The 21,778-nt window shown below is 45.9% G+C and carries 14 protein-coding genes and 1 pseudogene; 9 read left to right on the top strand and 6 right to left on the bottom strand.

Annotated elements, in window-relative coordinates; genetic code table 11:
• The first annotated feature begins 137 nt into the window (after nucleotides 1–137).
• The 5 genes from PAT3040_RS07975 to PAT3040_RS07955 all read left to right on the top strand — a co-directional run bounded on the left by PAT3040_RS07975 (nucleotide 138) and on the right by PAT3040_RS07955 (nucleotide 5,268).
• A complete protein-coding gene (locus PAT3040_RS07975) occupies nucleotides 138–1,871 on the top strand; it encodes a sensor histidine kinase (protein WP_108992192.1) in 1,734 nt (577 codons plus the stop codon).
• Nucleotides 1,868–2,989: a response regulator gene (locus PAT3040_RS07970; protein WP_108992191.1), complete on the top strand. Its 1,122-nt coding sequence runs from the start codon at nucleotides 1,868–1,870 to the stop codon at nucleotides 2,987–2,989. The genes PAT3040_RS07975 and PAT3040_RS07970 overlap by 4 nt, the downstream gene beginning before the upstream one ends.
• Nucleotides 2,990–3,058: 69 nt before the next feature.
• Nucleotides 3,059–3,784, top strand: a complete 726-nt coding sequence (locus tag PAT3040_RS07965) for a Fic family protein (protein WP_108992190.1) — start codon at nucleotides 3,059–3,061, stop codon at nucleotides 3,782–3,784.
• 31 nt (nucleotides 3,785–3,815) lie between these two features.
• Complete coding sequence (locus tag PAT3040_RS07960; protein WP_108992189.1) at nucleotides 3,816–4,226, top strand: hypothetical protein; 411 nt, start codon at nucleotides 3,816–3,818, stop codon at nucleotides 4,224–4,226.
• A 349-nt stretch (nucleotides 4,227–4,575) separates the two neighbouring features.
• Nucleotides 4,576–5,268: a YetF domain-containing protein gene (locus PAT3040_RS07955; RefSeq protein WP_108992188.1), complete on the top strand. Its 693-nt coding sequence runs from the start codon at nucleotides 4,576–4,578 to the stop codon at nucleotides 5,266–5,268.
• 61 nt (nucleotides 5,269–5,329) lie between these two features.
• On the opposite strand, the gene PAT3040_RS07950 is transcribed toward PAT3040_RS07955, so the two are convergent.
• Nucleotides 5,330–5,794 carry a VOC family protein gene (locus tag PAT3040_RS07950; protein WP_181376495.1) on the bottom strand — a complete coding sequence of 155 codons (465 nt, stop codon included), beginning with the start codon at nucleotides 5,792–5,794 and terminating at the stop codon, nucleotides 5,330–5,332.
• Between the two features lie 427 nt (nucleotides 5,795–6,221).
• Between PAT3040_RS07950 and PAT3040_RS07945 the strand changes: the two genes are divergently transcribed.
• The 4 genes and pseudogenes from PAT3040_RS07945 (at nucleotide 6,222) to PAT3040_RS07930 (ending at nucleotide 10,888) form a co-directional block, all read left to right on the top strand.
• Nucleotides 6,222–7,256: an exodeoxyribonuclease VII large subunit gene (locus PAT3040_RS07945; protein WP_108992186.1), complete on the top strand. Its 1,035-nt coding sequence runs from the start codon at nucleotides 6,222–6,224 to the stop codon at nucleotides 7,254–7,256.
• A 9-nt stretch (nucleotides 7,257–7,265) separates the two neighbouring features.
• Nucleotides 7,266–8,114, top strand: coding sequence for a restriction endonuclease (locus tag PAT3040_RS07940; protein WP_108992185.1), 849 nt, complete (start codon nucleotides 7,266–7,268; stop codon nucleotides 8,112–8,114).
• A 24-nt stretch (nucleotides 8,115–8,138) separates the two neighbouring features.
• The gene (locus PAT3040_RS07935; protein ID WP_108992184.1) at nucleotides 8,139–8,468 is read left to right on the top strand and encodes a nucleoside triphosphate pyrophosphohydrolase; all 330 of its coding nucleotides are present in this window, start codon (nucleotides 8,139–8,141) and stop codon (nucleotides 8,466–8,468) included.
• Nucleotides 8,449–10,888 (top strand): annotated as a pseudogene (locus PAT3040_RS07930) (DEAD/DEAH box helicase family protein). The gene PAT3040_RS07935 and the pseudogene PAT3040_RS07930 overlap by 20 nt, the downstream one beginning before the upstream one ends.
• Before the next feature lie 183 nt (nucleotides 10,889–11,071).
• Here the strand turns inward: PAT3040_RS07930 and PAT3040_RS07925 are convergent.
• The 5 genes from PAT3040_RS07925 to PAT3040_RS07905 all read right to left on the bottom strand — a co-directional run.
• Nucleotides 11,072–12,721: a response regulator gene (locus PAT3040_RS07925; protein WP_181376494.1), complete on the bottom strand. Its 1,650-nt coding sequence runs from the start codon at nucleotides 12,719–12,721 to the stop codon at nucleotides 11,072–11,074.
• 2 nt (nucleotides 12,722–12,723) lie between these two features.
• Nucleotides 12,724–14,478, bottom strand: coding sequence for a sensor histidine kinase (locus tag PAT3040_RS07920; RefSeq protein ID WP_108992182.1), 1,755 nt, complete (start codon nucleotides 14,476–14,478; stop codon nucleotides 12,724–12,726).
• A 106-nt stretch (nucleotides 14,479–14,584) separates the two neighbouring features.
• Nucleotides 14,585–18,316, bottom strand: a complete 3,732-nt coding sequence (locus tag PAT3040_RS07915; RefSeq protein WP_258234895.1) for an S-layer homology domain-containing protein — start codon at nucleotides 18,314–18,316, stop codon at nucleotides 14,585–14,587.
• A 9-nt stretch (nucleotides 18,317–18,325) separates the two neighbouring features.
• On the bottom strand, nucleotides 18,326–20,257 hold the full coding sequence (locus tag PAT3040_RS07910) for a hypothetical protein (RefSeq protein ID WP_108992180.1): 1,932 nt from the start codon (nucleotides 20,255–20,257) through the stop codon (nucleotides 18,326–18,328).
• Between the two features lie 5 nt (nucleotides 20,258–20,262).
• A partial coding sequence (locus tag PAT3040_RS07905) for an extracellular solute-binding protein (RefSeq protein ID WP_108992179.1) occupies nucleotides 20,263–21,778 on the bottom strand: 1,516 nt, incomplete at its 5' end.

Genomic DNA, 21,778 nt, shown 5'->3' with positions numbered 1-21,778 from the left:
CCTGCTTCTCTATGTAATCTTTCTCACTTCGATTGTCATCCTGCATCATACCATTTACCCTATGACAAAATTATGAAAGACAGCCTTTATGCAGTATAATCGAAGTATGCTATGGCGAAGGAGTATCTTTACCGATTATGGACGTGATAGGGCAGCCATCTACCATTACTATCATTTTTTCAGCGATGCTGATATGCATCCTGTTTATGTATGCTATCGTTTATCGCCGTGAACGCGGCGTTCGATTTTTTGTTTGGGTGCTGGGGTGCCGAGTGGTTTATGCCGGAGGCGTTATTCTGGAAATAAGCTCCGCCGATCTGGCCTCCAAGATTGTTTTCAGAAATTTGGAGCAAACGGCGCTTGTGTTTATGGTCCCCCTGATGGTTCTTTTTGTGTTGGATCTGGTCGGCATGGACAAGTGGCTGCGCTGGAAGTGGCTCCTGATTGCCTTATTTGCCTGCTGGTCGTTCGTGATATGGACCGATTCCTATTGGCATGTGATTAACAGCACGCAAGAATTGGTTAACGGACATTTGGTCACGACCAAAACTCCTTATTCCCTTGCATTTAATCTATTGTGCTATGCGATTATAGCCGGCTGCATCTTCGCTTTGGTGCGCTATATACTTGGCGCCCGTCCCGAAATACGCAAATCGGGTATGTTGCTCCTCATGTTTGGGAGTATTCCGTTAATGGTAGAAATATTAAAGCTCGTTAAGCCGAACCTGCTGCCGTGGCTTCTTCCTGTTTCCGTTTATAGCGGGATTTGCGGCATCGTCATGTTCTGGATTATTATGCGATATAAGCTTTTTTCAAGTGTCCCGATGGCCAGAAATATCGTGGTCGAAACGATGCATGAGGGAATGCTTATTATCAATACAAATGGCAACGTTATTGATAGCAATAGATTCGCCTCTGAACTGGTCATAGGGAAGACGGACCATCCCATTCTGGGACGTCATATTCGGGAAGTATTGGCGGCTTGGCCGGAATGGCTGTCCGCTTGCTCGCGCATGGAAGAAAGACGCATTGAAATCAGCAGCCCTGTGGATTACGAGACAAAATCGTACATCGTGAATGTTTACCCATTCTTTTCCCATCGGAAGCGCAAGCTGGGAACGATCTCTATCATCATCGACATTACGGAGAAGCAGCAAGCGCTAGAGCAAGTCGCCCGCCTTAACCAGATGAAGGACCAGCTCTTGACGGCCGTATCCCACGACATTCGCGATCCGTTGGCCTTACAGGTCAATCTGGTAGAATTGCTGGATACAAACAAACAAAGCTTGCACCCAGCAGAGTCCGAGATTATTCGTACATTAAGCGAACAAGTTCGCAACACGTATGCGATGGTCGAAAATCTTCTGGAATGGTTTCGCGGCCAGAAGGAGGGCATCGTCCTTCAACCTGAATCGCTGATCATACACGGTGTCGTCGAGGAAGCATGTCGGCTGCTTGTGCTGAACTGCGAAGCCAAACAATTGCTACTGCGCGTCGACGTGGACGAGGACATGCGGGTTAGCGCCGATCGCGAAGCGCTTGTTCTAGTCATCCGCAACCTGCTGTCCAACGCGATTAAATTTTCCAAGCCGGGTGGAGTTGTTTCTGTAAGCGCAGCATCCTTTGGGGGCAAGACGGAAATCTCGGTGCAAGATGACGGCGTAGGGATGAACGAGGAGCAAATTCGTCAACTCTTCGATGAAACCCGGTTCTCTTCCACAAAAGGAACCGCCGGCGAGAAGGGAACCGGGATGGGATTGCTCGTAAGCCAGCATTTTCTGCGAATGAGCGGCGGCCAGCTTAAGGTGCACAGTAAGCCAGGCGTTGGAAGCAAATTTACAATTGTTCTCGAGGATGGGGATTTGCGATGAGAGTTATTGTCATAGATGACGAGAAGGCCATGCATCTCGTGATGAATCAAATGTTATCCCGGATTCATGACGTGGAAGTGGCCGGCTGCTATCAGCACCCTGCGGATGCCATGGAACAAATCCGGAACGAGGACATTGATCTTGTATTTATCGATATCAACCTCGGCCATGATAACGGCCTGGAGGTTGCCCGCGGACTGCGTTCCGCGCATCGCGAGCTGGACATTGTATTCGTAACCTCGCATAAGGAGTACGCTATCGATTCGTTCGACAGTTACCCTCTGGATTATATGATCAAGCCGGTTTCCCAATCCCGTCTGGAACAGACGATTGCCCGGGCGGCAGCGAGAATAGGGGAAAAGTCCTCCGTCGTCGATGTCCCTATCGGCAAATTGACGGTGCGAGCCCTGGGAGGGTTAGAGGTCAAGACCGAGCAGGGCGAACCTGTAAAATGGATCTCCAGAAAAAGCATGGAACTGTTTGCTTATCTGCTGATGCATAGAGGCAGTCCTGTTTCCAAAAGCCGCATCATCGAGTACATATACCCGGACATGCCAATAAAAAATGCTGCAATCTATATCAATACGACCGTCTATCAACTTCGCAAATCTTTGCATGCGTCAGGGCATAAACACATTATTGCCAACTCGCTTGAACAATACTGGTTGCTCTTTGACCCGATCGAAGCTGACTTCGTGATGTTCGAAGATCAAGTGTCTCAATTTAGCACGCTGAGTGCCGAAAATATTGAAGCGGCATTAGCATGCGAGCGTTTGTATACAGGAGAGTTATTCGATGAGCGTTCCTACGTATGGGCGGCTCCCGAGCAAATCCGTTTGCACGAATTATACATACGTTTTGCTAAACAGATCGGCCGATGGCTGCTTCAGCACCAAAAGCCCGAGCAAGCAGCTATCCTCATCAAAAAGCTCGTGTCCCGGAGCGAATGGGATGAGGAAACGCATCTGCTGCTGCTTGAAGCCTATGGGAAACTGGGCGACCCAGCAGCGCTTGCTCGGTACTATGAGCACGTAACAGATCTGTACCAGAAAGAATTATCCATCCCTACACCCATTGAATTCACGAAGTTGTATGAACACTATCGGGAGATTATATGAGGGCAAATTATACCACTCGAGATGGTGTATAATAAGGTGAAATTCTCTAATGGAATGGAGTGAGTCGCATTGTTCTCAGTCATTAACGAGAAGAAGCTGCTGCTGGATAAAAAAAGACCTCTGCCCGTTCATACATTGCGCAGTATAAGAGAACATCTGATCATTAATTGGACTTACCATTCCAATGCGATTGAGGGCAATACGCTTACCCTTTCGGAGACGAAGGTGGCGCTCGAGGGAATTACGGTGGGTGGCAAGACCATCAAAGAGCATTTGGAGGCGATCAACCATAAGGAGGCTATCCTCTATATTGAAGAGATCGTAAGTCGCGAGGAACAACTGTCGGAGTGGCAGATCAAGAATATACATCGATTAATCCTTAAGCATATTGATGATGAGCATGCCGGCGTTTATAGACAAGAGAATGTTATTATTAGCGGCGCCACGCATATACCTCCAGACTATGTTCAAGTGCGGGACGAAATGGAGCAACTGATTACACTATACGAAACGTGGAAACAGGAGAAAGAAGCGATTGAACGCGCCTCGTTGCTGCATATTGAATTTGTGAAAATACATCCGTTTATCGATGGCAACGGAAGGACGGCGAGGCTGCTCCTCAACTTTGAACTGATGAAAAGCGGTTTCCCACCTATTGTCATTGAAAAAGAAGATCGTGCCGAATATTATTCGACCCTGGACTTGGCGCATACAAGCGGCGATGCTTTGCCGTTTATCGCTATGACGACGAGGATCATGGACAAAACGTTGGATTGGTACTTGAAGCTGTTGTAAGGAAAGACAAGTGAAAGGGTTTCTAGAATACATGAACAGACAGCAATTGCAAGTAAAGGTGAAGCAGCTCGTTCATCAAATGATTCACGAGAAGCAGGAAGCAAGTCCGATTGAGCTTTTTATTCGTATGGATAAGCTAAATCCAAAACTTGTACAAGAATGGCGAGCCGGGAAGGTGCCTTATCTGGAGCGATTGATGCAGGGCAGCTTGTCGCAATTAAGTTTTATTATGAGCGTTTATCGTAAGACGGCAAGTGAAATGGGGCTTCAGGCAGTCATAAGAAGCTATACACGGTGGGGGAAAGGGCCAAGACAGTCGCTGCGATTCTCCAAGTCGGGAGATGTTTCGATAGAGAGGGGCTACTTCACGCATTATGTTAAAAAGAAAACGGCTGGTACGCCAACAGATTTATCGGAACTTGAGCCGGAAGGCTCTAATTGAGGTAATCAGACCCAAAGAGCTCATCTTACGATGAACTTTTTGGGTCTGATGTTATTCCAAGCTTAAATCCCTACACGATCATAACTCGTTCGGACCAGATCCCATTCGACCTCTAACCTTTGTCGCGATCAGCGATTGATGCAAGAAGTCCGATTAATATCCAATTCGGCATGTGAGGAGTTCCTCAAGGAACTCCTCACATGCCGAATTTTGCTTATTCCGTATAAGAGATTTATTTTGCGCTATTTGTGATACGGTTCTCCGTGCTGTCTGTTTCTTCACTGACAAGTATAGTTACTGGAAACAAAGGCCAATATAAAATTATCTTTTATGCTAAGGAGTTTGACACATGACGTATGGAGAAATTCTGTTTCGTACGGTAACGTCTTTTATTGCCTTACTCGTTTTGACGCGTCTACTCGGTAAAAAACAAGTCGGACATCTAACGTTTTTTAATTATGTAACGGGGATCACCTTTGGCTCCACTACAGCCGAGATTATCGTCAACAAACAAATCACGTTATTGCAAGGACTATCCAGCTTGGTTTTATGGTCGGTCTTGGCATTCATCATTGCATGGGTCGGATTGCGATCCGTCAAAACGCGTGAGATTCTCGACGGTCAGCCTACCATTCTCGTCAAACAGGGAAAGATTCTGGAAAAGGCATTGGCTGAGCAGCATCTCAACATTGACGATTTAAGCATGTTGCTGCGGAACAAGGATGTCTTCTCGCCTGAAGAGGTTGAATTTGCAATTTTGGAACCGGATGGTCAACTCAGCGTGTTGAAAAAGGAAGAACTTCTACCTGCAACAAAAAAAGATATAAAAGCAACTATTACGACTATTCACAGAATACCGACTGAGCTTATCGTTGATGGTAAAATCGTAGAAAAAAATCTTGGAAAATTGGAAGTCTCCGTTGCCTGGCTCAACCAGCAATTAAAGAAAGCCGACATCCATTCTTTAGATCAAGTATTTTACGCAGAGCTCCAATTAGATGGGACGTTGTATATCGACAAGTACCAGGATTCGATCCTATAAATAAACCCATTAGCTTTGTTCAACTATCGTTTTCCGTCAGCGAAGTAGAGTCTATCTCATCTTATGGTTGCCAAACTTCCCATACGTTTCCGTCAGGATCGGCGAACGTTATGTTTGGTCCGCATGTCACCCGTTCTCCTAAAATATTCACTCCGTTTGCCCTGAAACGGTTATATAACTCCTCGATTCGCGGTGTAATCAAACATGCTATTGCATGGGGTTTTCCGCTGTCCAATGACCAGGAGAACCGTAATCTACCGCCTTCTTCGTCCGATTTGTGAAGGAACAATGCGGGTACAACTTGCCTTAGACCAGGTGAGGGAAGATTTCCATTCCGATCGGGAAAATTCAAAATTGCCGTCACCATCCCAGGCTCAACAAGCTCGTTGTCAGAAGGTTGGTACCCTAAATTCTTTTGGTACCATTTAATAGACTCGTAAACATCATTTACTGGTACGTAAATACAAGTCATACCGGTAATGTCTTCTAGCATTTGTTCCGCTTTGTTTTCCTCATGTTTCGACATATTCATTTCCTCCCTTGGTACAAATAGTGAACCGACACCACGGCCTTCTCTGCGATGTCATCGCCCGCGGGTCTCGCTAAACTCAGCTTAACAAATATTTCCGGAAATTACTGTATTTTTTATCAAAAATATTAGCCAGTTTCGTAGGTAGCTCGGCATAAAAGTACCGATACTTCTGGCGGCAAGAAAGAATATCGCTCGCTTGCTTCATCATAGAAGAAAGTCGCCACGGTTTGGCCGCTATTCAATTTTAATGGATCGAACGACATTGTGATCGTGAGCGTTTTAATTGCGCATGGGCCTCCTAGATTGTAGTAATCTGTTTTTGGCTTAATCGCAACCTTTTCCATTTCATAGGAAGGATTAGGAAATCCTGTGTCGAAAAAGTATATAACTAATTCAAAAGTCACACGGGAGGCCTAGTGTAATGGTTCAGAGTACTCAGATTAAGGTGATGTCGTTAACTGAAGCATATAAGGATATACTTCAGGTTGTGAAAAGAACTGCGAGTTCTGAGATTAAGAATAGGGAATTCGCTATACTAGCTGAGGTTAGTCATATAAATTCAAAAGTATATGGTGGTTGCCAATATATAAGATCGGTTGGGGACGACGATTCGGAGTTGCAGCTAGTCGTACCAGTTGAGATAGCCGCCGCTTTAGAAACTAAACATTTCTATGAATTTAGCGGTTCCTTTGAGGTATCGTCTTCACCTAATTTCGGTTTTTTTCAATTTAGAGTATCGCATGCTATTTTGCAGGGAGCTAACATGAAGCTTGAAGCCAAGAAACAAGCAGCGAACGAAATTATTGAAAAGGGTTACCTGGACAAATACAAAGATGATTTTAGTCGTTTGCGCGGTAAAGAGAAATGCAGAGTAGCCTTGGTTACATCACAACAATCACAGGTGATTAGAGACGTTCAGGAAGTTTTTAAGCAGCACCGAGGAATTGCTTACGATCTGATTCCAGTAAAGCTGAGTGTTAGCAGTGTAATTGCAGAAGGAATTGCTTCTGCGGCTGGCGGAGGGTATGACGTCATCATGATCGTTCGTGGTGGTGGCAATGAGAACGATTTTAATGTGTTTAACGAATCAAATGTTGTCAAAGCCATATATGATTCTCAAGTTCCTGTTATTGTTGGTATCGGGCACACGGATAACAATACATTCGCCGATAAAGCGGCTGATCGCTCGGAGACAACGCCATCCAAAGCTGCACGGTATCTTGTAGATATGTTAGGAGTTCCTGCTCCCATAAACCATAGACCTTCCGATCAGAGAAGGAGATATGCTAATCGGTCTTATATTCCGCCGCAGAATCAGGTCCAGACATTCAAAAAGTCTCAAGCTGGTTCGATGGTTATTCTCACTGCTATTATCGCTATGTTAATAATAGCCGTTGGAATTGCAATCTTTGTATTCGTCCCCAAACTATTCGAAACTATTTTAACGAGCCAGTAGGAGGAAGTCATGGCTAGAACATATAAATCAGAGGGAAACCAGATTGCTTACCTATTAAGAGGTCTCTTTATTCTTGGAGGACTAGCTCTTTATTTCAATATACCAGGGCTGCATTGGGGATTTTTCTTTGGAATATTGTTTGGATCCGTTATTTTGTCAGAAATCGTTGGTCTTATTTGGATTAGAAAGAGACGTGCAGCTAAAACGAAAAGAAAGTCTCAGCCGAAGACACAAAGGGCAAGCTCGGTAGCCCATCGGACTTCCAAACACATAAGGACAGATGAAGTGATTTTGGCTACGAAGTTGGAGGATCTCTCCGGCGCCGAGTTTGAAAGGTTACTGGCCATGTATTTCATAAATCAAGGCTATGCAGTAAAGGAAGTCGGCGTTGGAGGCAATGATGGTGGAGTAGACTTGGTCATCACGGATCGACGCGGCGAGAAGACGGCAGTTCAAGCTAAATGTTATTCTGAGCGAAATAAGGTACCAGTACAGACAGTACGTGAGTTGGTAGCGGCAAAACGCAACCATGACTGCATCCTTTCTCTTCTTGTGACAACGTCTGATCTGACTTCTCCTGCAAAAGACGAAGCAGATAAATTTAAAGTCGACTATTGGCATGGTGCTATTGTTGAGCAGAAGCTTAAGACTTGGGGGAAATGGCAACCAGGTAAGAAAATAGCTGTTCAATCGAAGCTCACAACGGCTAAGAGAGAGGTATCGACAGCAAGAAAAGAAATAGCATCTGCTATTACCTGTTCATGCGGCGCCCCCATGGTAAGACGCAAGAGCAAGCAAGGTGCGGAGTTCATGGGTTGCTCGAAGTATCCTTCTTGCAGACAAACTAGACCGATATAATTCATACAGGAAGAGGTGATCCAGATGCCAACTTACAATAAACTCGTTCGAGATCGCATTCCGCAAATCATTGAAGAGACGGGCAAGACATGCCGGACTCGGGTTCTGAACGACGAGGAGTATCTCCAAGAACTAAATACGAAGCTGATGGAAGAAGTCAACGAATATCTAGGTGCCAAAAATTCCAATGAAGCTCTGGAGGAACTGGCCGATGTTCTTGAGGTGATTAGAGCCCTGACTTCCGCACACGGATACAGCGTGGAGGAAGGAGAGGAGCTTCGCAGGCAAAAGGCCGAAAAACGAGGTGGCTTCCGGGAGCGGGTGTATCTGATCGATGTCGACGACGAAGCTTAACGTCAGGCTGATTACGGAAAACCTTGGCGATGAATTAATCGCTAATATGCAGCATGCCGCCGGCATTTATATTATGACTTCTTTCATTATGCAGTCGGGAGTACGTTTGCTGGCACCTCATCTGAAGAGCGCGATTGAACGCGGAGCGGAAGTGAAGGTGCTGGCGGGAGACTACCTATTCGTAACGCAGCCGGAAGGTCTTCGGTTATTGTGCGGCATTGACGAACGGTTAGAAGCCAGGTTGTGGCGAAGCATGGGGACATCCTTCCATCCCAAAGCTTATCTATTCGATTACGAGCTTGGCGAGGGCTTACTAATCGTGGGCTCTTCTAACTTCTCCATGTCGGCGATGAAGATGGGTATGGAATGGAATCTGGCGATGAACGCCAAAGCGGAGCCTTATACCTTCCAGGTTGCGCTAGATAAATTCATGCAGAACTTCTATCATGAATCGACCATGCCGCTGAACGAGCATAACGAGCTACGAAGAGGAATATCTGCTGCGTCATCGCGAGAGTCCTGAGTTAACGAGACTCGTTGAGCGAATGGAGGAAGAGGATTACCGGTCGGATGAAATCGTCGAAGCAATGGAGCGGGAAACAGCAATCCCGGAGGTTGCCATTACCCCAAGATTTGCGCAGCTAGAGGCATTAGAGGGACTGGATCGAACCTTGGAGGAAGGTTACGAGAAGGCGATGGTCGTGATGGCCACCGGACTTGGCAAAACCTATCTTGCCGGATTTCTCGCGAAGCGATTTAAACGTGTTTTATTTGTCGCGCATCGCGAGGAAATATTGCATCAAGCCAAGGCCTCGTTTTCGCGTATTTTGCCGGATAGAAGCTTTGGGCTTTATAACGGCGTCCATAAGGAAGCAGATGCGGATTGTATATTTGCATCTATATATACATTAGGGATGAGAAGGCACCGGGAAAGCTTCTCGACTGATGCTTTTGATCTCATTGTCGTGGATGAATTTCATCACGCGGCGGCCGTATCTTATCGTTCAGTTATGGACTATTTTGAGCCGAAGTTTATGCTCGGCATTACGGCGACGCCAGACCGAATGGATGGCAAAGACGTATTCGCGTTATGCGACGGCAACGTTGCTTATCAAATTCATTTCTTGGAAGCCATTCGAAGAGGTTGGCTGTCGCCGTTCCGTTACTTTGGCGTATACGATAGCACGGACTATTCGCAGATTCGCTGGTTAGGCTCGCATTATGACGAGGAGCAGCTGGCAGCGTTACAGCTCCGCGATTCCATGGCACTCCGCATTTACGAAGCCTGGGGAGAGCATAAGATCACGCGTACCATTGCCTTCTGTTCATCCATCCGACAGGCGGATTACCTGGCTGATTATTTTCAGGAACGGGGAGTTTCGACCGTCAGCTTGCATTCAGGGACCATTGGAATGACAAGAACCGAAGCGATTGAAGGCTTGTCGAAGGGGAACCTCGATATTATTTTTACCGTGGATTTGTTTAATGAAGGCGTAGATATTCCAAGCGTCGACACGTTATTATTCGTCAGACCAACGGAGTCTCTAACCGTGTTCACGCAGCAAGTAGGCCGGGGGCTTCGACTATCGGAAAACAAAAGCCATTGTCATATTATTGATTTGATCGGCAATTATCGCAATGCGGACCTTAAGATGCGATTGTTCGAGGAAAAGGACGAGACGTCCAGTTCTGGCAAGGTGGCAGTAACGGCGGCTCTTCCTGGCGAATGCGAGTTGAAGCTGGATATACAAGTCATCGACCTGTTGGCGGAGATCAGCCGCAAGAAGCTTCCGAGAAGAGAGTATCTGCTGGGAGCCTACCGACAATTAAAGCATGAGCTTGGCCGGACTCCGACTTACTTGGAGCTCCATCTGCATGGTCGTGCCAATAGCCGCGAATACGCTAGCGAATTCGGTAGTTACATCGGCTTCTTGCATTGGGCTCACGAATTGACGGAGCGCGAGCAAGGACTATTTCAGCAATATGAAGCTTGGCTCAAGGATGTTGAAAAGACCGCGATGGCCAAGAGCTACAAGATGATTGTGTTGCTTGCCATGCTTGAGCGTGGGGCGAGGGAGTGGATGAAGGTACTTACGCCATCCGAGGCGGCTCCATTCTTCCATCAATACTTGACCGGCAAGGAATATCGGAAGCGAATCGACTTCTCGGATCAAAAGGCTAAGCGACTGTGGAGCTACAATGAGGCTGGGGTAAGCGATCTTATCGCGGAGATGCCCATGTCCAAATGGTCTGGCGCGCGGGGAAGCATGACGACCTTCGAGAATGGCGTATTCGCATTGCGGATTGAAGCGTCTGCTCGTCCAGAGGATGAAGAGACTCTATATCAGTGGACGAAGGATATTTGTTTGTATCGGTTGCATTATCATTTTGAACGGCGGGGGAAGCGAAGGTCTATTTAAATCATAACTTATGCAGCTCATCCCAGTTGATGGAAGTACCATAAGTGTCATGCAATTGTACCCCGAAATTTGAAAATCTCTCGACTTTTCTGAAATCCTCCAATAATCGCAAAGGATACCTTTTTACAAAGGTATATCTTTAGCGATTATAGGTGATTTCATTGAAAATGATAAATTTACGTGTTAATCTTGCACTTCTCTATATTCTGAAGGCGTTAAGTTCGTCGCTCGTTTAAAAAACTTTGTAAAATATGCCGATGATTCAAAGCCAAGCTCCATCGAAATTTCATGCACCTTGAGCAGCGGATTTCTGAGCAATTGTTTTGCTTTATTCAATCGAACTTCAGTTATATACTCAAATAACCCCTCGCCAGACAACTGCTTATACAAACGGGACAAATAGGATGGGTTAAATCCGACAACCTCTCCAATTTTGGCAAGTGACAGATCGCCTGCCAGATTGTTCTCAATATAACGTTTAATGGTTGCGATCACCTTGAGCTCAAGCTCCGCCACATTCGATTGGCTATATTCGAATATCGCTTCGGCTACCTTTGCCAAATATTCCATAGCATCTTCCCATGAGCTATGAGCTGTTAGCTGCGTAAGCTTTCCTAAATCAATATTGAGCCCAATGCTGCTTTTATCCAATGATTTATTCAAAAATGTAAAGAAAATCGGAACGATAGCATAATACGTTTGCAGTTTGATTTGATCGTTCGCATGCTCCTCCGTACTACGGACAAGCTTAGATAAGAGCAAAAAAAACGGCTCGCGCTGAGAAGTTTCAAGATAGGTCTCCAACCTTCTAATCATTCCAGTCAGCGATTGAAATGAAGTATCGCTTTCTCGCTCCGTACTGAGCGAGAGTTGACTTTCTAACAAAAGAACCTCTTTATGCAAGCCGTACTCAAAATTGAAAATTCGTTTAAGTCTGCTGAATGTTTGGCTGCTTTCATGGAAAGGCACCGGTATAGTTCCAGCGAGCAGCGACACCTTCAAACCTAAATACTTTTTGCAAGCCGCTTGAATCTGCTCCAGGGACTGGCTGATTAGCATTGTGGCAAGCTTCCAGGAGCTGTCCAGATTAAATTGGGGATCATTGTGCTCGGGGGCAAGCTTAGGCTGAATTAGCCATATCCAATTGCCATGTTCATACATACAGGAGAACAACTGCAGCGAAGGACTGAGCAGTTCATTTACAATCGCATGAAGCGAGAAGCCGTGCAGCGTCTGATCCTGTGACTTCAGCTCTCTATTCTCTACTCTACCTAGCATAAGTAGTACGGGAAAAGCGGCATTAAGCGGTATTTTCAGCTCAGTCATGCGCTCATCAAGTTTGCCGGCATCCTTATCTTCTCCGCGCAACAAATCGCCAATCCATTCTTTTTGCAGCATAGGCAGCGCTTCAAGCATATAAGCGTTTGCTTGCATGACAAGTTGCTCCCGCTCAAACTTATTTTCCAGCATTTGAACAGCATTATGGATGGTCTCAACGATAATGTTGTCATCCTCTGTTTTCAATATATAATTGAAGCTATTGTTTCGGCTAGCTGTGTGCAAATAATTGAAATCATCATGTCCCGTCAAAAAAATAACGAGAGCATGCGGCCATACGCGATTGATCTCTTGCTGCAAAGCAAGACCCGACATGCCAGGCATACGGATGTCACTAAGCACAATGTCGATTTTTATTCGGTTAAAAATATTTAAAGCTTCGAAGGCAGAGTATGCGAGATGAATGTCCACTTCATAATCGAGCGAACTTTCAATAAGCTGTGCCAAGCCATGGACGATCAATTCCTCATCATCAACGATAAGTAGTCTATACATGCCTAAGTCCCCTTTGTTATTGGAATAGCTACTTCGACACATAAACCGCCAAGTGAAGAACGTGAAACGGACAATCCGTACTGTTTGCCGAATTTCAACTGCAGCCTGCGGTGCACATTTAACATGCCGGTTGTTTCCACATGCTCCTCTAATTTGAGCTCCATTGCAATCCTTTCAATTTGCCGATCCGACAAATCATCCCCGTTGTCCTCCACCGTAATTTGCAAAAGCTCATCTGTCGACGAAAAAGACATTTTTACAATGCCGCCGGCCATTTTATTTTCCAACCCGTGCTCATATGCATTTTCCAAAATAGGCTGCAGAACCAGTCTAGGCACCAGAACCTCCTTGCAGCTGTCTGGCAATTCTTCGCAAATTGTTTGTATTCTGCGCGAATAGCGCAGCATCTGAATTTCAATATAAGAATGAGTATGGCGAATCTCTTGCGCGAGCGCTATTTCATCAGCACCATTCCGAGTAATATAACGAAAATATTCTCCCAAATGACGGGATAGTCGAATGACTGTATCGGTATCATGCATCTGCGCTACACGATGCAGTACAAAATAGCTGTTGTACAAAAAATGAGGGTTAATTTGAGACTGAAGCTGCTTCAGCTCGGATTGCTGCGAGCGTATTTTCTCTTCGTATACCTCGTGAACAAGCAATTGAAGCTTGCTGGACATAATATTGAACTGCTCGTACAAATAAGCAAATTCATCTTCTTGGCTATGCTTTAAGGAAACATTCAAGTTGCCTTTTTCCAGCTTGCGAAATGCAAACACCATTCTTTGTATCGGCTGATGAATGATACGATAAATCCAATATGAAAATATAATGACTATTACAACCGACGTTAAAGTAATGATCCAATACCAATAGCGGTATTTCGTAAGCGGCCCAAGCGTCTCTTCCTCTGGTAAAAAAACAGCCATAACCGTATTTAATACGGAAGATTTTTCGTAAATGACCGTATATGCCACATGGTTGGCCGTTACACTAAAGCTGCCATTCTGGAACTGCTCCATCGATTCGCCGGCGATATGTGGAATTAAGTTTTCGGCTAATGCATGCATTTGGTCATTCCCGCTAACAATTTTCCACTGCTTGTCGGCTTGCAGCAGCATGCCTCCTCCAAGCTTCGTATTATGCACCTCATTTAGAGACTGCTGCAGAAAATCCTCTGAAACGGATAGCTTTAATATAAGAAAAGGCTCATCCTCGCTGTCCTCAATCCCATAAGTGCCCGGAAACGAACCGCCTATTAAATATTGATCGTTCCAAAAAACAATAGGGGATGAAAGAGTAGACCGCTTGAGCGCAGCAATTTCGTCTTCAACTGGCAAAGTTATAAATCCCCTTGAAGAAATATTTCTTTGAATGCGCGGTAAATAAACGTTGATATCATCCATATATAAGCTGGAAGCTTGGAGCAGCCTCAGCTTCTCTTGAATGCGGAGAACGGCCTGTGCATATAAATAATCGGAGAGATGATGCTTGGCGTAGCTAAGCGTTTGCAGGTCGCTGTCCGCGAGCAGCTCATTCCTTAGGCGCATCAATCTTTGAAAGTCTGCATCCATTCCTCTGACATAGTTATGCAGCCTAGACTTAAGCGATTGTTCGATTTGTTCCTTTACGGTTGTCGAGCTCGAATAGTTTAAATACAAGCCGAGAATAGACAAGGGCAGTATAATCAATAAAAATGCTATAGCCAGTTTGAAAAATATGCTAGACAATTTAATAGGTAGCATCTTCATTGTATCCCCCTGTTTTTTGAATGACTCAATTGCCGCACTGCGGGAGTAAATAAAGAAGAGCAGCTCAAGCGTGAAAATCTTGAACTGCTGTTTAATATAGGATTCCTTATTTTACAGCTAGCAAGCGATAGATGACAACAGATGCCTGCGCTCGTGTTGCAGTGCCATTCGGCTGCATTTTATTGGAAGAAACACCTGCAATAATTTGCTCGCTTACAGCTAGTGCAATATCATTCGCCATAGATTCTGTCAGCCCGGAAATATCAACGTATTGACTTAATTCATTGCCAGCCTGATGGCTGTCCGTTTCCTGATGAAATAGCCTGATTGCCCGCCCGGCCAATACGGCCATTTCGGCGCGAGTAATCGCGTCATTAGGGCCAAATGTCCCGTTTGCACGACCATTAATTAAACCGCTCGTAGCAGCGGCCGCTGCATACGGCGAAAACCAGTCTGTCTCATTAATATCGTGGAATGGCTGTGAGAAGTCTTTGAGATTCAACTGATAAAGCCTGGCCAGCATCGCTGCAAATTGTGCCCTTGTCACAGGTGCATCGGGATCAAAGCGACCTTCCGCTTTTCCATTCACAATGCCGTTTGCGGCAATAACTCCAATCGCGCGACCCGCCCAATGCGAGACATGGTCAATATCATCAAATGCCACCTTGTTTTCCAAAATAGCGAATATTGAAGCACCGCCAATGAATGCTGCATAGCTGCCACTGAGCATATTTCCTCTAATCAATCCAGGACCGTCTTGGCCAAGATCAGCCATTACGAGCAGCTCCTGATCGAAGTCCCCATCGACTGGCAATTCCAAACGGATCGGTTTTTGGAAAACAGGCTGCTCTATTCCGTTTATTTTCAATTGAATATGATAGGCAAGCGAGGCAAGGGCTTGCTCCAAATAACCTGTTTCCTGCAAATCTACTTCTGTAATTTGAAGCTCTGTCTCGCCATTAAATTGTTCTGGATCAAAGCTTACAGTTACACCCGACCATTTCGCAGAAACATCCAGCAAGCCAGCTTCTTTCAGCTTTTGAAGGAGCTGCTCATCCAGCGTCAATGATAGGCGGCCTGCTTCAGTCGAACCTAAATCCATAATCAGTTTCGCGTTTAAGGCCGAAGCAGAAGGATTAAGCTTTCCTAACAGCTCATTCAGACGCTTGATAGATGCTTGAACATTCGCAATTTGCTCCTGCAGCGTTTGCCCGCCGAGTTCAGCTGCGGCGGCGCCAGCATGAATTGAAACGGCAGAGCTTAGGTCTAACGTGCTTATTTGTTCAAACAAAGCTTTAATTCGTTCCGTTCCAGCAGCAATCAGCGCGGCTTGTTCAGACGGGGCTGCGCCTGCCAGCTTTTGTTCAATACCTTTCAAATATTCCTCCAGCTCCGCTATAGGAGTGGATGGCATCGGATCGATAACCAGTCCTCCCCCAGGATAGGTAGGTAGCGGGCTTAGCTCATAAATGCGCACCTCTAATGGGCCATACGTCTGCTGCAAACGATTCTGACTGACTGCGATGCTGCTCCCTGATTTCCAATCCTTCACCTGCATGCCTGCAGGTATACTGAAGGCTGCTTCCAGCTCTTCTTTACTGCTGTTAACTGCAGCAAGATACGTTTTTCCGTTCACTTGGCGGCTTATCCAGTGCAGATGCTCGCTGTAATCGCCAATTACTTTCACATTTGAATCCAGTTTATCTGACAAAATAAAAGCCTGCAAATCTTTTATTTCTTGAGCTACCGTGTTTACATGACCTAGCAATTTTTCATAGGCTTGTCCGCTGTCATCATTTTTCAAATCGAATAAAGAATAAAACAGTATTCCTCTGGCACCTTCAGTAATGTATTGCCATGCCATATTGCGCATTTCCTGCTCGGTTGGAGGACGAAGCCCGCCTTGCGCGTAGTTGCCCACATTTTGCGCTTGCACGACTGCCCATTGACCTTTTTTGCCTAGCATTGCTGTTGTCTCTTTCTGCAGTTTGCCAGGCTCGCTGATCGGATCGGTATCGAGCCCTTTAATCGGATAAACGTCCAACCCGAAAATATCAGTCGTTTTGTCCAGCGTATTGGCATTCGGCAAATTAAAATCGACGGTATAGGCTGGATGATCAGGATCATTCTCTTTCACCGCTTCATAATGACTTGGCAGACGGTCATCATTCGGCGACTCATCATTTAAATACCAGGCCAGCAAAGCCGGATGGCTCTTGTATCGGTTTGCGAAATCACTGATCATTTCTACCGCATCCTCGTCACTTTCAATGCCTTCAGGCGCCCATGTCGACCCGTAATAAAAATCCTTCAGCGAAAAGATAACGGATTTGCCGTATTGCTGAGCTAGGTCAAGCTGCTGCTCGGACGGATAATCATAAGGCAGCAGTGTATTGATCGGGCTGTCCTTCAGCTCCTCCAGCTCAGAGGCAATAATTTTGTCTGCATATATGCCAATCGGTAAAAACAGTTTGTCGTCTCTCCAAAACCTTCCTTCGCTGTCCACATAGGTTCTCGGCAACTCAGCACGACTGGAAACCTTCTGGATCGTCCATTCCTTGGAATCAACAACCGTATCGGCAGAAAGAGCTTCTACTCGAGCTTTGTAGGTGCCCGGGGCCAATTGTGCAGAAGCAAATGTATGCTCTATACTTGAAACCCCAGTGTATTCTTGTGCTTCCAGCACAGAGTCATCATTTCCTAACAAACTGGCGCGCAGTGTATAAGCTGTCAAATCAGCTCCAATTGCTGGCTCTGCCTTTATCCGGATGGGGGACTCATCCCCCGGCATAATAAAACCTCTATAATTGGGATACGCAAGCTGTGTTTGCAGCAGCTTAGGCATAACCGAATAAATTTGCAAATCGTCGAACCAAACCGTGCCTGCCGATCCTCTTGTATATAAAGTCAAATCTGCTTTTGTCGCATTGGCAGGAGCTGTAAGCAGCGGTATTCGCAGCAGTGTCCATTGTTCAGGCTTAATCGGATTTACATAGGAGCCGGTTATCCAACCTCCTGCCGAATCCACGACATCCAGCGCAAGCAGTGCCCCATCCTCGCCCGATATTCCTTCAGTTTTTACCCACACCTCTGCGTAATATCCCATTCCTGGGGTAACAGCAAACTCGAAGCGCGGTGAGTTATTCGTAGCTCCGTTCTCATACTTCAAAGAGCGAGTGCCTGTACGGAATACGGTGTCATCAAAGCTCGTCGAGCTTGTTATCCATATATCCTGTTCATCGTCCTCCTCGAATGAGGTTTCATATCCTGTAATGGTACTGCTGCCTGACGCTTTTTTGTATACCTTGACATCGTCAAACCATACCGTGCCCGTGCCATCCTTGCTCAAATAAAGCGAAACCTGCGTTCTTGTCGCATCCTCTGGAATGGTGTATGTCGGCAACTTCAGCAATGTCCAGTCCGCTGCCACAATTCCTTCTGTGTATTGCCCGCCTTTCCAATCGTCACCGTCATAAGCCTCTAAAGCGATTCTTGCTTTATCGGCGCCGGCTACATTTTTTGTTTTAATCATCACAGTAGCATAATAAGTAGAGCCGGTCTCCAAATTAATTTGATACCTTGGATATTCGTACTCTTTTGGGTCAGTCCGTTCATATTTCAAGGAATGCGTACCGCTATAAGCCTCCGAATCGTCATAGCTAGTTGCGGTCGTAATCCAATCCTGCATCTCTGCATCATCAAAGTGTTCTTCAAACACCAATTCATCGCCGCTGGCTGCGTAAGCAACCGAAGACGAACGATCTGTCACGCTTGGAACGAGCCCTGGCTGAAGCACGAGAGCTGCTGCAATAAATAAACTGAGCCACTTTCTTTTCATTTTTTCCACCTAACCTTCCACCTCATAGATGTGTACTTGCAATGGTGCGAACGAATCTGTAAACGTACTTGTTGTTACCGGCAATACACGCCCTTCTTTAGGCACCTTTACTTGCTGTGCTCCGGCAACTTGAAAGGATGCGGTTTGATTCGTTTTTCCGTTATTCACCGCAAAAATAAATGTTTTGTTGTTGTACCGCTTGACTGTCCAGTTCAACCAGCTGCCGCCAGTTGTCGTTGTCAGCGGCGCCGCTTCGATGGACAAGAGGTGCGGCACGAACTCCTTCACCTCTGCTGCAACCTGCTTCACGTTTCCTAGCAAAGTCGCATAAGGCTGCCCGCTGGCATCGTTTTGCAAATCAAACTGAGAGTAGAACATAAGACCGGTAGCGCCCTCGGTTAAATACTGCCATGTCATATTGCGCAGTTCTGCGAGTGTCGGCGGACGAGTGCCGCCTTGGCCGTAATTCTCAAGATTATGCGCTTGTACGACAGGCCATTGACCACGGAAAGGAAGCGCATTCATAGAACTCCTTTGATAGCTGCCGGGCTCGCTGATCGGATCGGATGACAACCCTTTTACGACATAACGATCCATGCCAAATATGTCAGAAGACCGCATGAAATTGTCCGGGCTTGGAACATTATAATCTACGATGTATGCCGGATGATCAGCATCATTTGTAATTACGGCTTCATAATGATCGGGCAATCTCGCATCAAGAGGCGCTTCATCATTCAAATACCAAGCGAGTAGAGCTGGATGAGATTTGAACCAATTTACATGCTGGGCGATATAATGGGCCTCATCCGCCACACTCGTAATAAATGAAGGGGCATGCAGAGAGCCGTAGTAAAAATCTTTAAAGGAATAGATGACCTTTAAGCCGTAGCTATTGGCTAAATCCAGCTTGCCTGCATCAGGATGCACATAAGGCAAAATCGTATTAATCGCACTATTGTTCAGATCCAGCATATCAGCTGCTGTAATGTCGGAAGTATAAATGCCTATCGGAAAAAATAAACTGCCATCCTTCCATAGCCTGCCGTATTTATCTACATAGTTGGCTGGAGCTGAGACTGTTTTAGTAATCGGCTTTTCGATATAGCCCTTTACTTGCCCGGTTGATGTTTTAATCAATTGAATAACAAGCTTGTAGCTTCCATTCGCCAGTGCAGAACCGTCAAATATCGTAGCCGTAGACTGCTGGCCCGTATAAGTGGCGGAATTCATTACTATACCAGCCTGATTATACAGACTGATTTTTGTCGTATACCCGCTAAAATCAGCCGACCAGGCATGGGGGATCGTCTTCACTCTTATGTCTGTATGATCCATATCGATCAGCTTGCCTCGATAAGAGGGGTAATCCAGGTAGGCATAAACCAATTGGCTTGGCTGAAACTCATACACGTTAAGGTCATCAAACCAAGCTGTCCCTGTTGTGCCTTGCTCCAAATAGAGAGAGAGGCTTATTTTAGCTGTATTTGCCGGCAGCGTATACATCGGAACAGTAAGCTTTGTCCACTGTCCCGCTCGAATGCCGTTCACATATTTCCCTCCCAGCCAAGCATTCGTTGAGCTGAGCGCTTCAATAGCCATTGTTGCGCCGCCTGAGCTGCTAAGCCCAGAGGTTTTTATCCATACTGTGGCGTAATAGCTTTCGCCAGCGCTTGCAGGCAGCCACTTGGAAGGATACACATAGCTGGAGCTTAAGGAGCGACTATATTTTAAAGATTGTCCAGAGGATAGAAATTGGCTTGAATCATAGCTGGTTGATGCTGAAAGCCAATCTGTGTCGCCGCTATTTTCAAAGGGTGTTTCGTATACAAGCAGATCAAAGGCCGCATGCGCTGAAGTAGCCGTTTTTAGGCCATAGAGCGCGGTCGTACATATTAAAGCTGCCATAAACAAGCTAAAAAAACGAAGCCTTTTGTACATGCTTGTCATCCACCTTTCGCTTTTACCCACTCATTCACTTCTTTCGTAATAATATTTCCGCCTAATTCTTTCCACTGAGCAACATATTCATCAAATGCTTCTAGCGGCAATTCGCCCATAATGATCATCGTGTAAGTGTCTAGCGTGAGCTTTTCAAGGATGGGCGTGACCTGGCTCATCGTCTTGGTTGGCGGGCCATAAAACTCATTCATCTGGATAAGCTGATGATCAATTTTTTCCTTAATATGTGACCATGCGCTAATCTCGCCGTACATGCCTTCTTCAAACCAATACTGATTTGCCCCTTGCCGATAAGCCTGGATATTGTCGTAGTAGCCTTTTTCCACAGTGTTCAGTTCATCAGGGTTGCCTGACTTCAAAGCTTCCTGTATATGGAGATAATTTTTAAAGCTGCCGTTTTCCGGCCATGTGTAGACTAATGGATAGTTATTGTATAAAAAACCGTCCTTGCCGATGAAAAAACGCTCCCATTGCGGCTCCTCATAACCGCGATGCACCATTAAATTTAGCAAATGAACGAGCGCTTCGGGATGCTTTATTCCTTTTCTAACGACAAAATAGCTATAGACGGGAAAATTGTATTCCACCTTGGCAGGCAAATCACTTATAGAAGGAATGCCATATGCTCGCCAATCCGCATCAGGCTCGGCATCCTTGCTTGTCTGCAAGGGATAGGTCGGGTTCCACCAGGCTCCATATTGCATCCCTACCTTGCCGGCTACAATTTCCTCCGCCATAAAATTCTGATCCTTCACGGAAAACTCCGGGTCCAACTGGCCATCCTTATACATTTCCTGTAAAGCAGCCAGAGCGGTCTTTACCTCAGGCTGTATGCCGCCAAAGGCGATCTGTCCGTCGCCTTTCTTAATCCAGCTTGAAGGATAAGCGTGAAAGCCATTTAAAAATCCTTTCAAGGAGGCCACATTAATCCGATTATGCAAGCCCATGTTAAGTCCAAGGCCGAACGTGTCAGGTTTGCCGTTCCCATCTGGATCAAGCTTTGTGAAAGCTTTCGAAATATTTATTACATCTTGCATCGTTTCCGGCTCCGGCAAACCGAGGCGGTTCAGCCAGTCATATCGGATCCAAAGCACCTGCGATTGATCCGTAGTTGAAGCCCCTTGCGGTATCGCCATCAGTCTTCCGTCAAACTCGGCGGTTTCCAGCGCATTCGGAATTTCTTCAAGCATCCTGCGGGCGGCACCAGACGCATGCGTCTCATAGACATTGGTCAAATCCTCGATCAAGCCAGCATTGACCAACTGCTTGAGCTGCAGGCTGTCCACCTCAAAAATATCGGGAATCTCGCCTGTCAATATCGAGGCATTCAGCCTTTGATTATAGTCGTCCGTTCCTTTCGTTGTTGTCCATAAATACTTAATCTGTATGCCGAGCGTATCCATGTAATCTCTGCTCCACACGTTGTTCGTCAAAGATTCACCCGCCCGGAATACAGTGCTGTCATTTAAATTACGTACAGCAGTAAGCGTTATGGCAGGG

It is taken from the genome of Paenibacillus agaridevorans, assembly GCF_003112455.1.
GTDB classification, from domain to species: Bacteria; Bacillota; Bacilli; order Paenibacillales; family Paenibacillaceae; genus Pristimantibacillus; species Pristimantibacillus agaridevorans.
This window is presented reverse-complemented; position numbering and strand designations above follow the sequence as displayed.

What these genes read in the sequence shown, in the direction of transcription:
- PAT3040_RS07910 (WP_108992180.1), bottom strand. Translation starts at nt 20,257, where the DNA reads ATGTACAAAAGGCTTCGTTTTTTTAGCTTGTTTATGGCAGCTTTAATA.
- PAT3040_RS07955 (WP_108992188.1), top strand. Translation starts at nt 4,576, where the DNA reads ATGACGTATGGAGAAATTCTGTTTCGTACGGTAACGTCTTTTATTGCC.
- PAT3040_RS07920 (WP_108992182.1), bottom strand. Translation starts at nt 14,478, where the DNA reads ATGAAGATGCTACCTATTAAATTGTCTAGCATATTTTTCAAACTGGCT.
- PAT3040_RS07925 (WP_181376494.1), bottom strand. Translation starts at nt 12,721, where the DNA reads ATGTATAGACTACTTATCGTTGATGATGAGGAATTGATCGTCCATGGC.
- PAT3040_RS07915 (WP_258234895.1), bottom strand. Translation starts at nt 18,316, where the DNA reads ATGAAAAGAAAGTGGCTCAGTTTATTTATTGCAGCAGCTCTCGTGCTT.
- PAT3040_RS07945 (WP_108992186.1), top strand. Translation starts at nt 6,222, where the DNA reads ATGGTTCAGAGTACTCAGATTAAGGTGATGTCGTTAACTGAAGCATAT.
- PAT3040_RS07970 (WP_108992191.1), top strand. Translation starts at nt 1,868, where the DNA reads ATGAGAGTTATTGTCATAGATGACGAGAAGGCCATGCATCTCGTGATG.
- PAT3040_RS07960 (WP_108992189.1), top strand. Translation starts at nt 3,816, where the DNA reads ATGAACAGACAGCAATTGCAAGTAAAGGTGAAGCAGCTCGTTCATCAA.
- PAT3040_RS07940 (WP_108992185.1), top strand. Translation starts at nt 7,266, where the DNA reads ATGGCTAGAACATATAAATCAGAGGGAAACCAGATTGCTTACCTATTA.
- PAT3040_RS07935 (WP_108992184.1), top strand. Translation starts at nt 8,139, where the DNA reads ATGCCAACTTACAATAAACTCGTTCGAGATCGCATTCCGCAAATCATT.
- PAT3040_RS07950 (WP_181376495.1), bottom strand. Translation starts at nt 5,794, where the DNA reads ATGTCGAAACATGAGGAAAACAAAGCGGAACAAATGCTAGAAGACATT.
- PAT3040_RS07975 (WP_108992192.1), top strand. Translation starts at nt 138, where the DNA reads ATGGACGTGATAGGGCAGCCATCTACCATTACTATCATTTTTTCAGCG.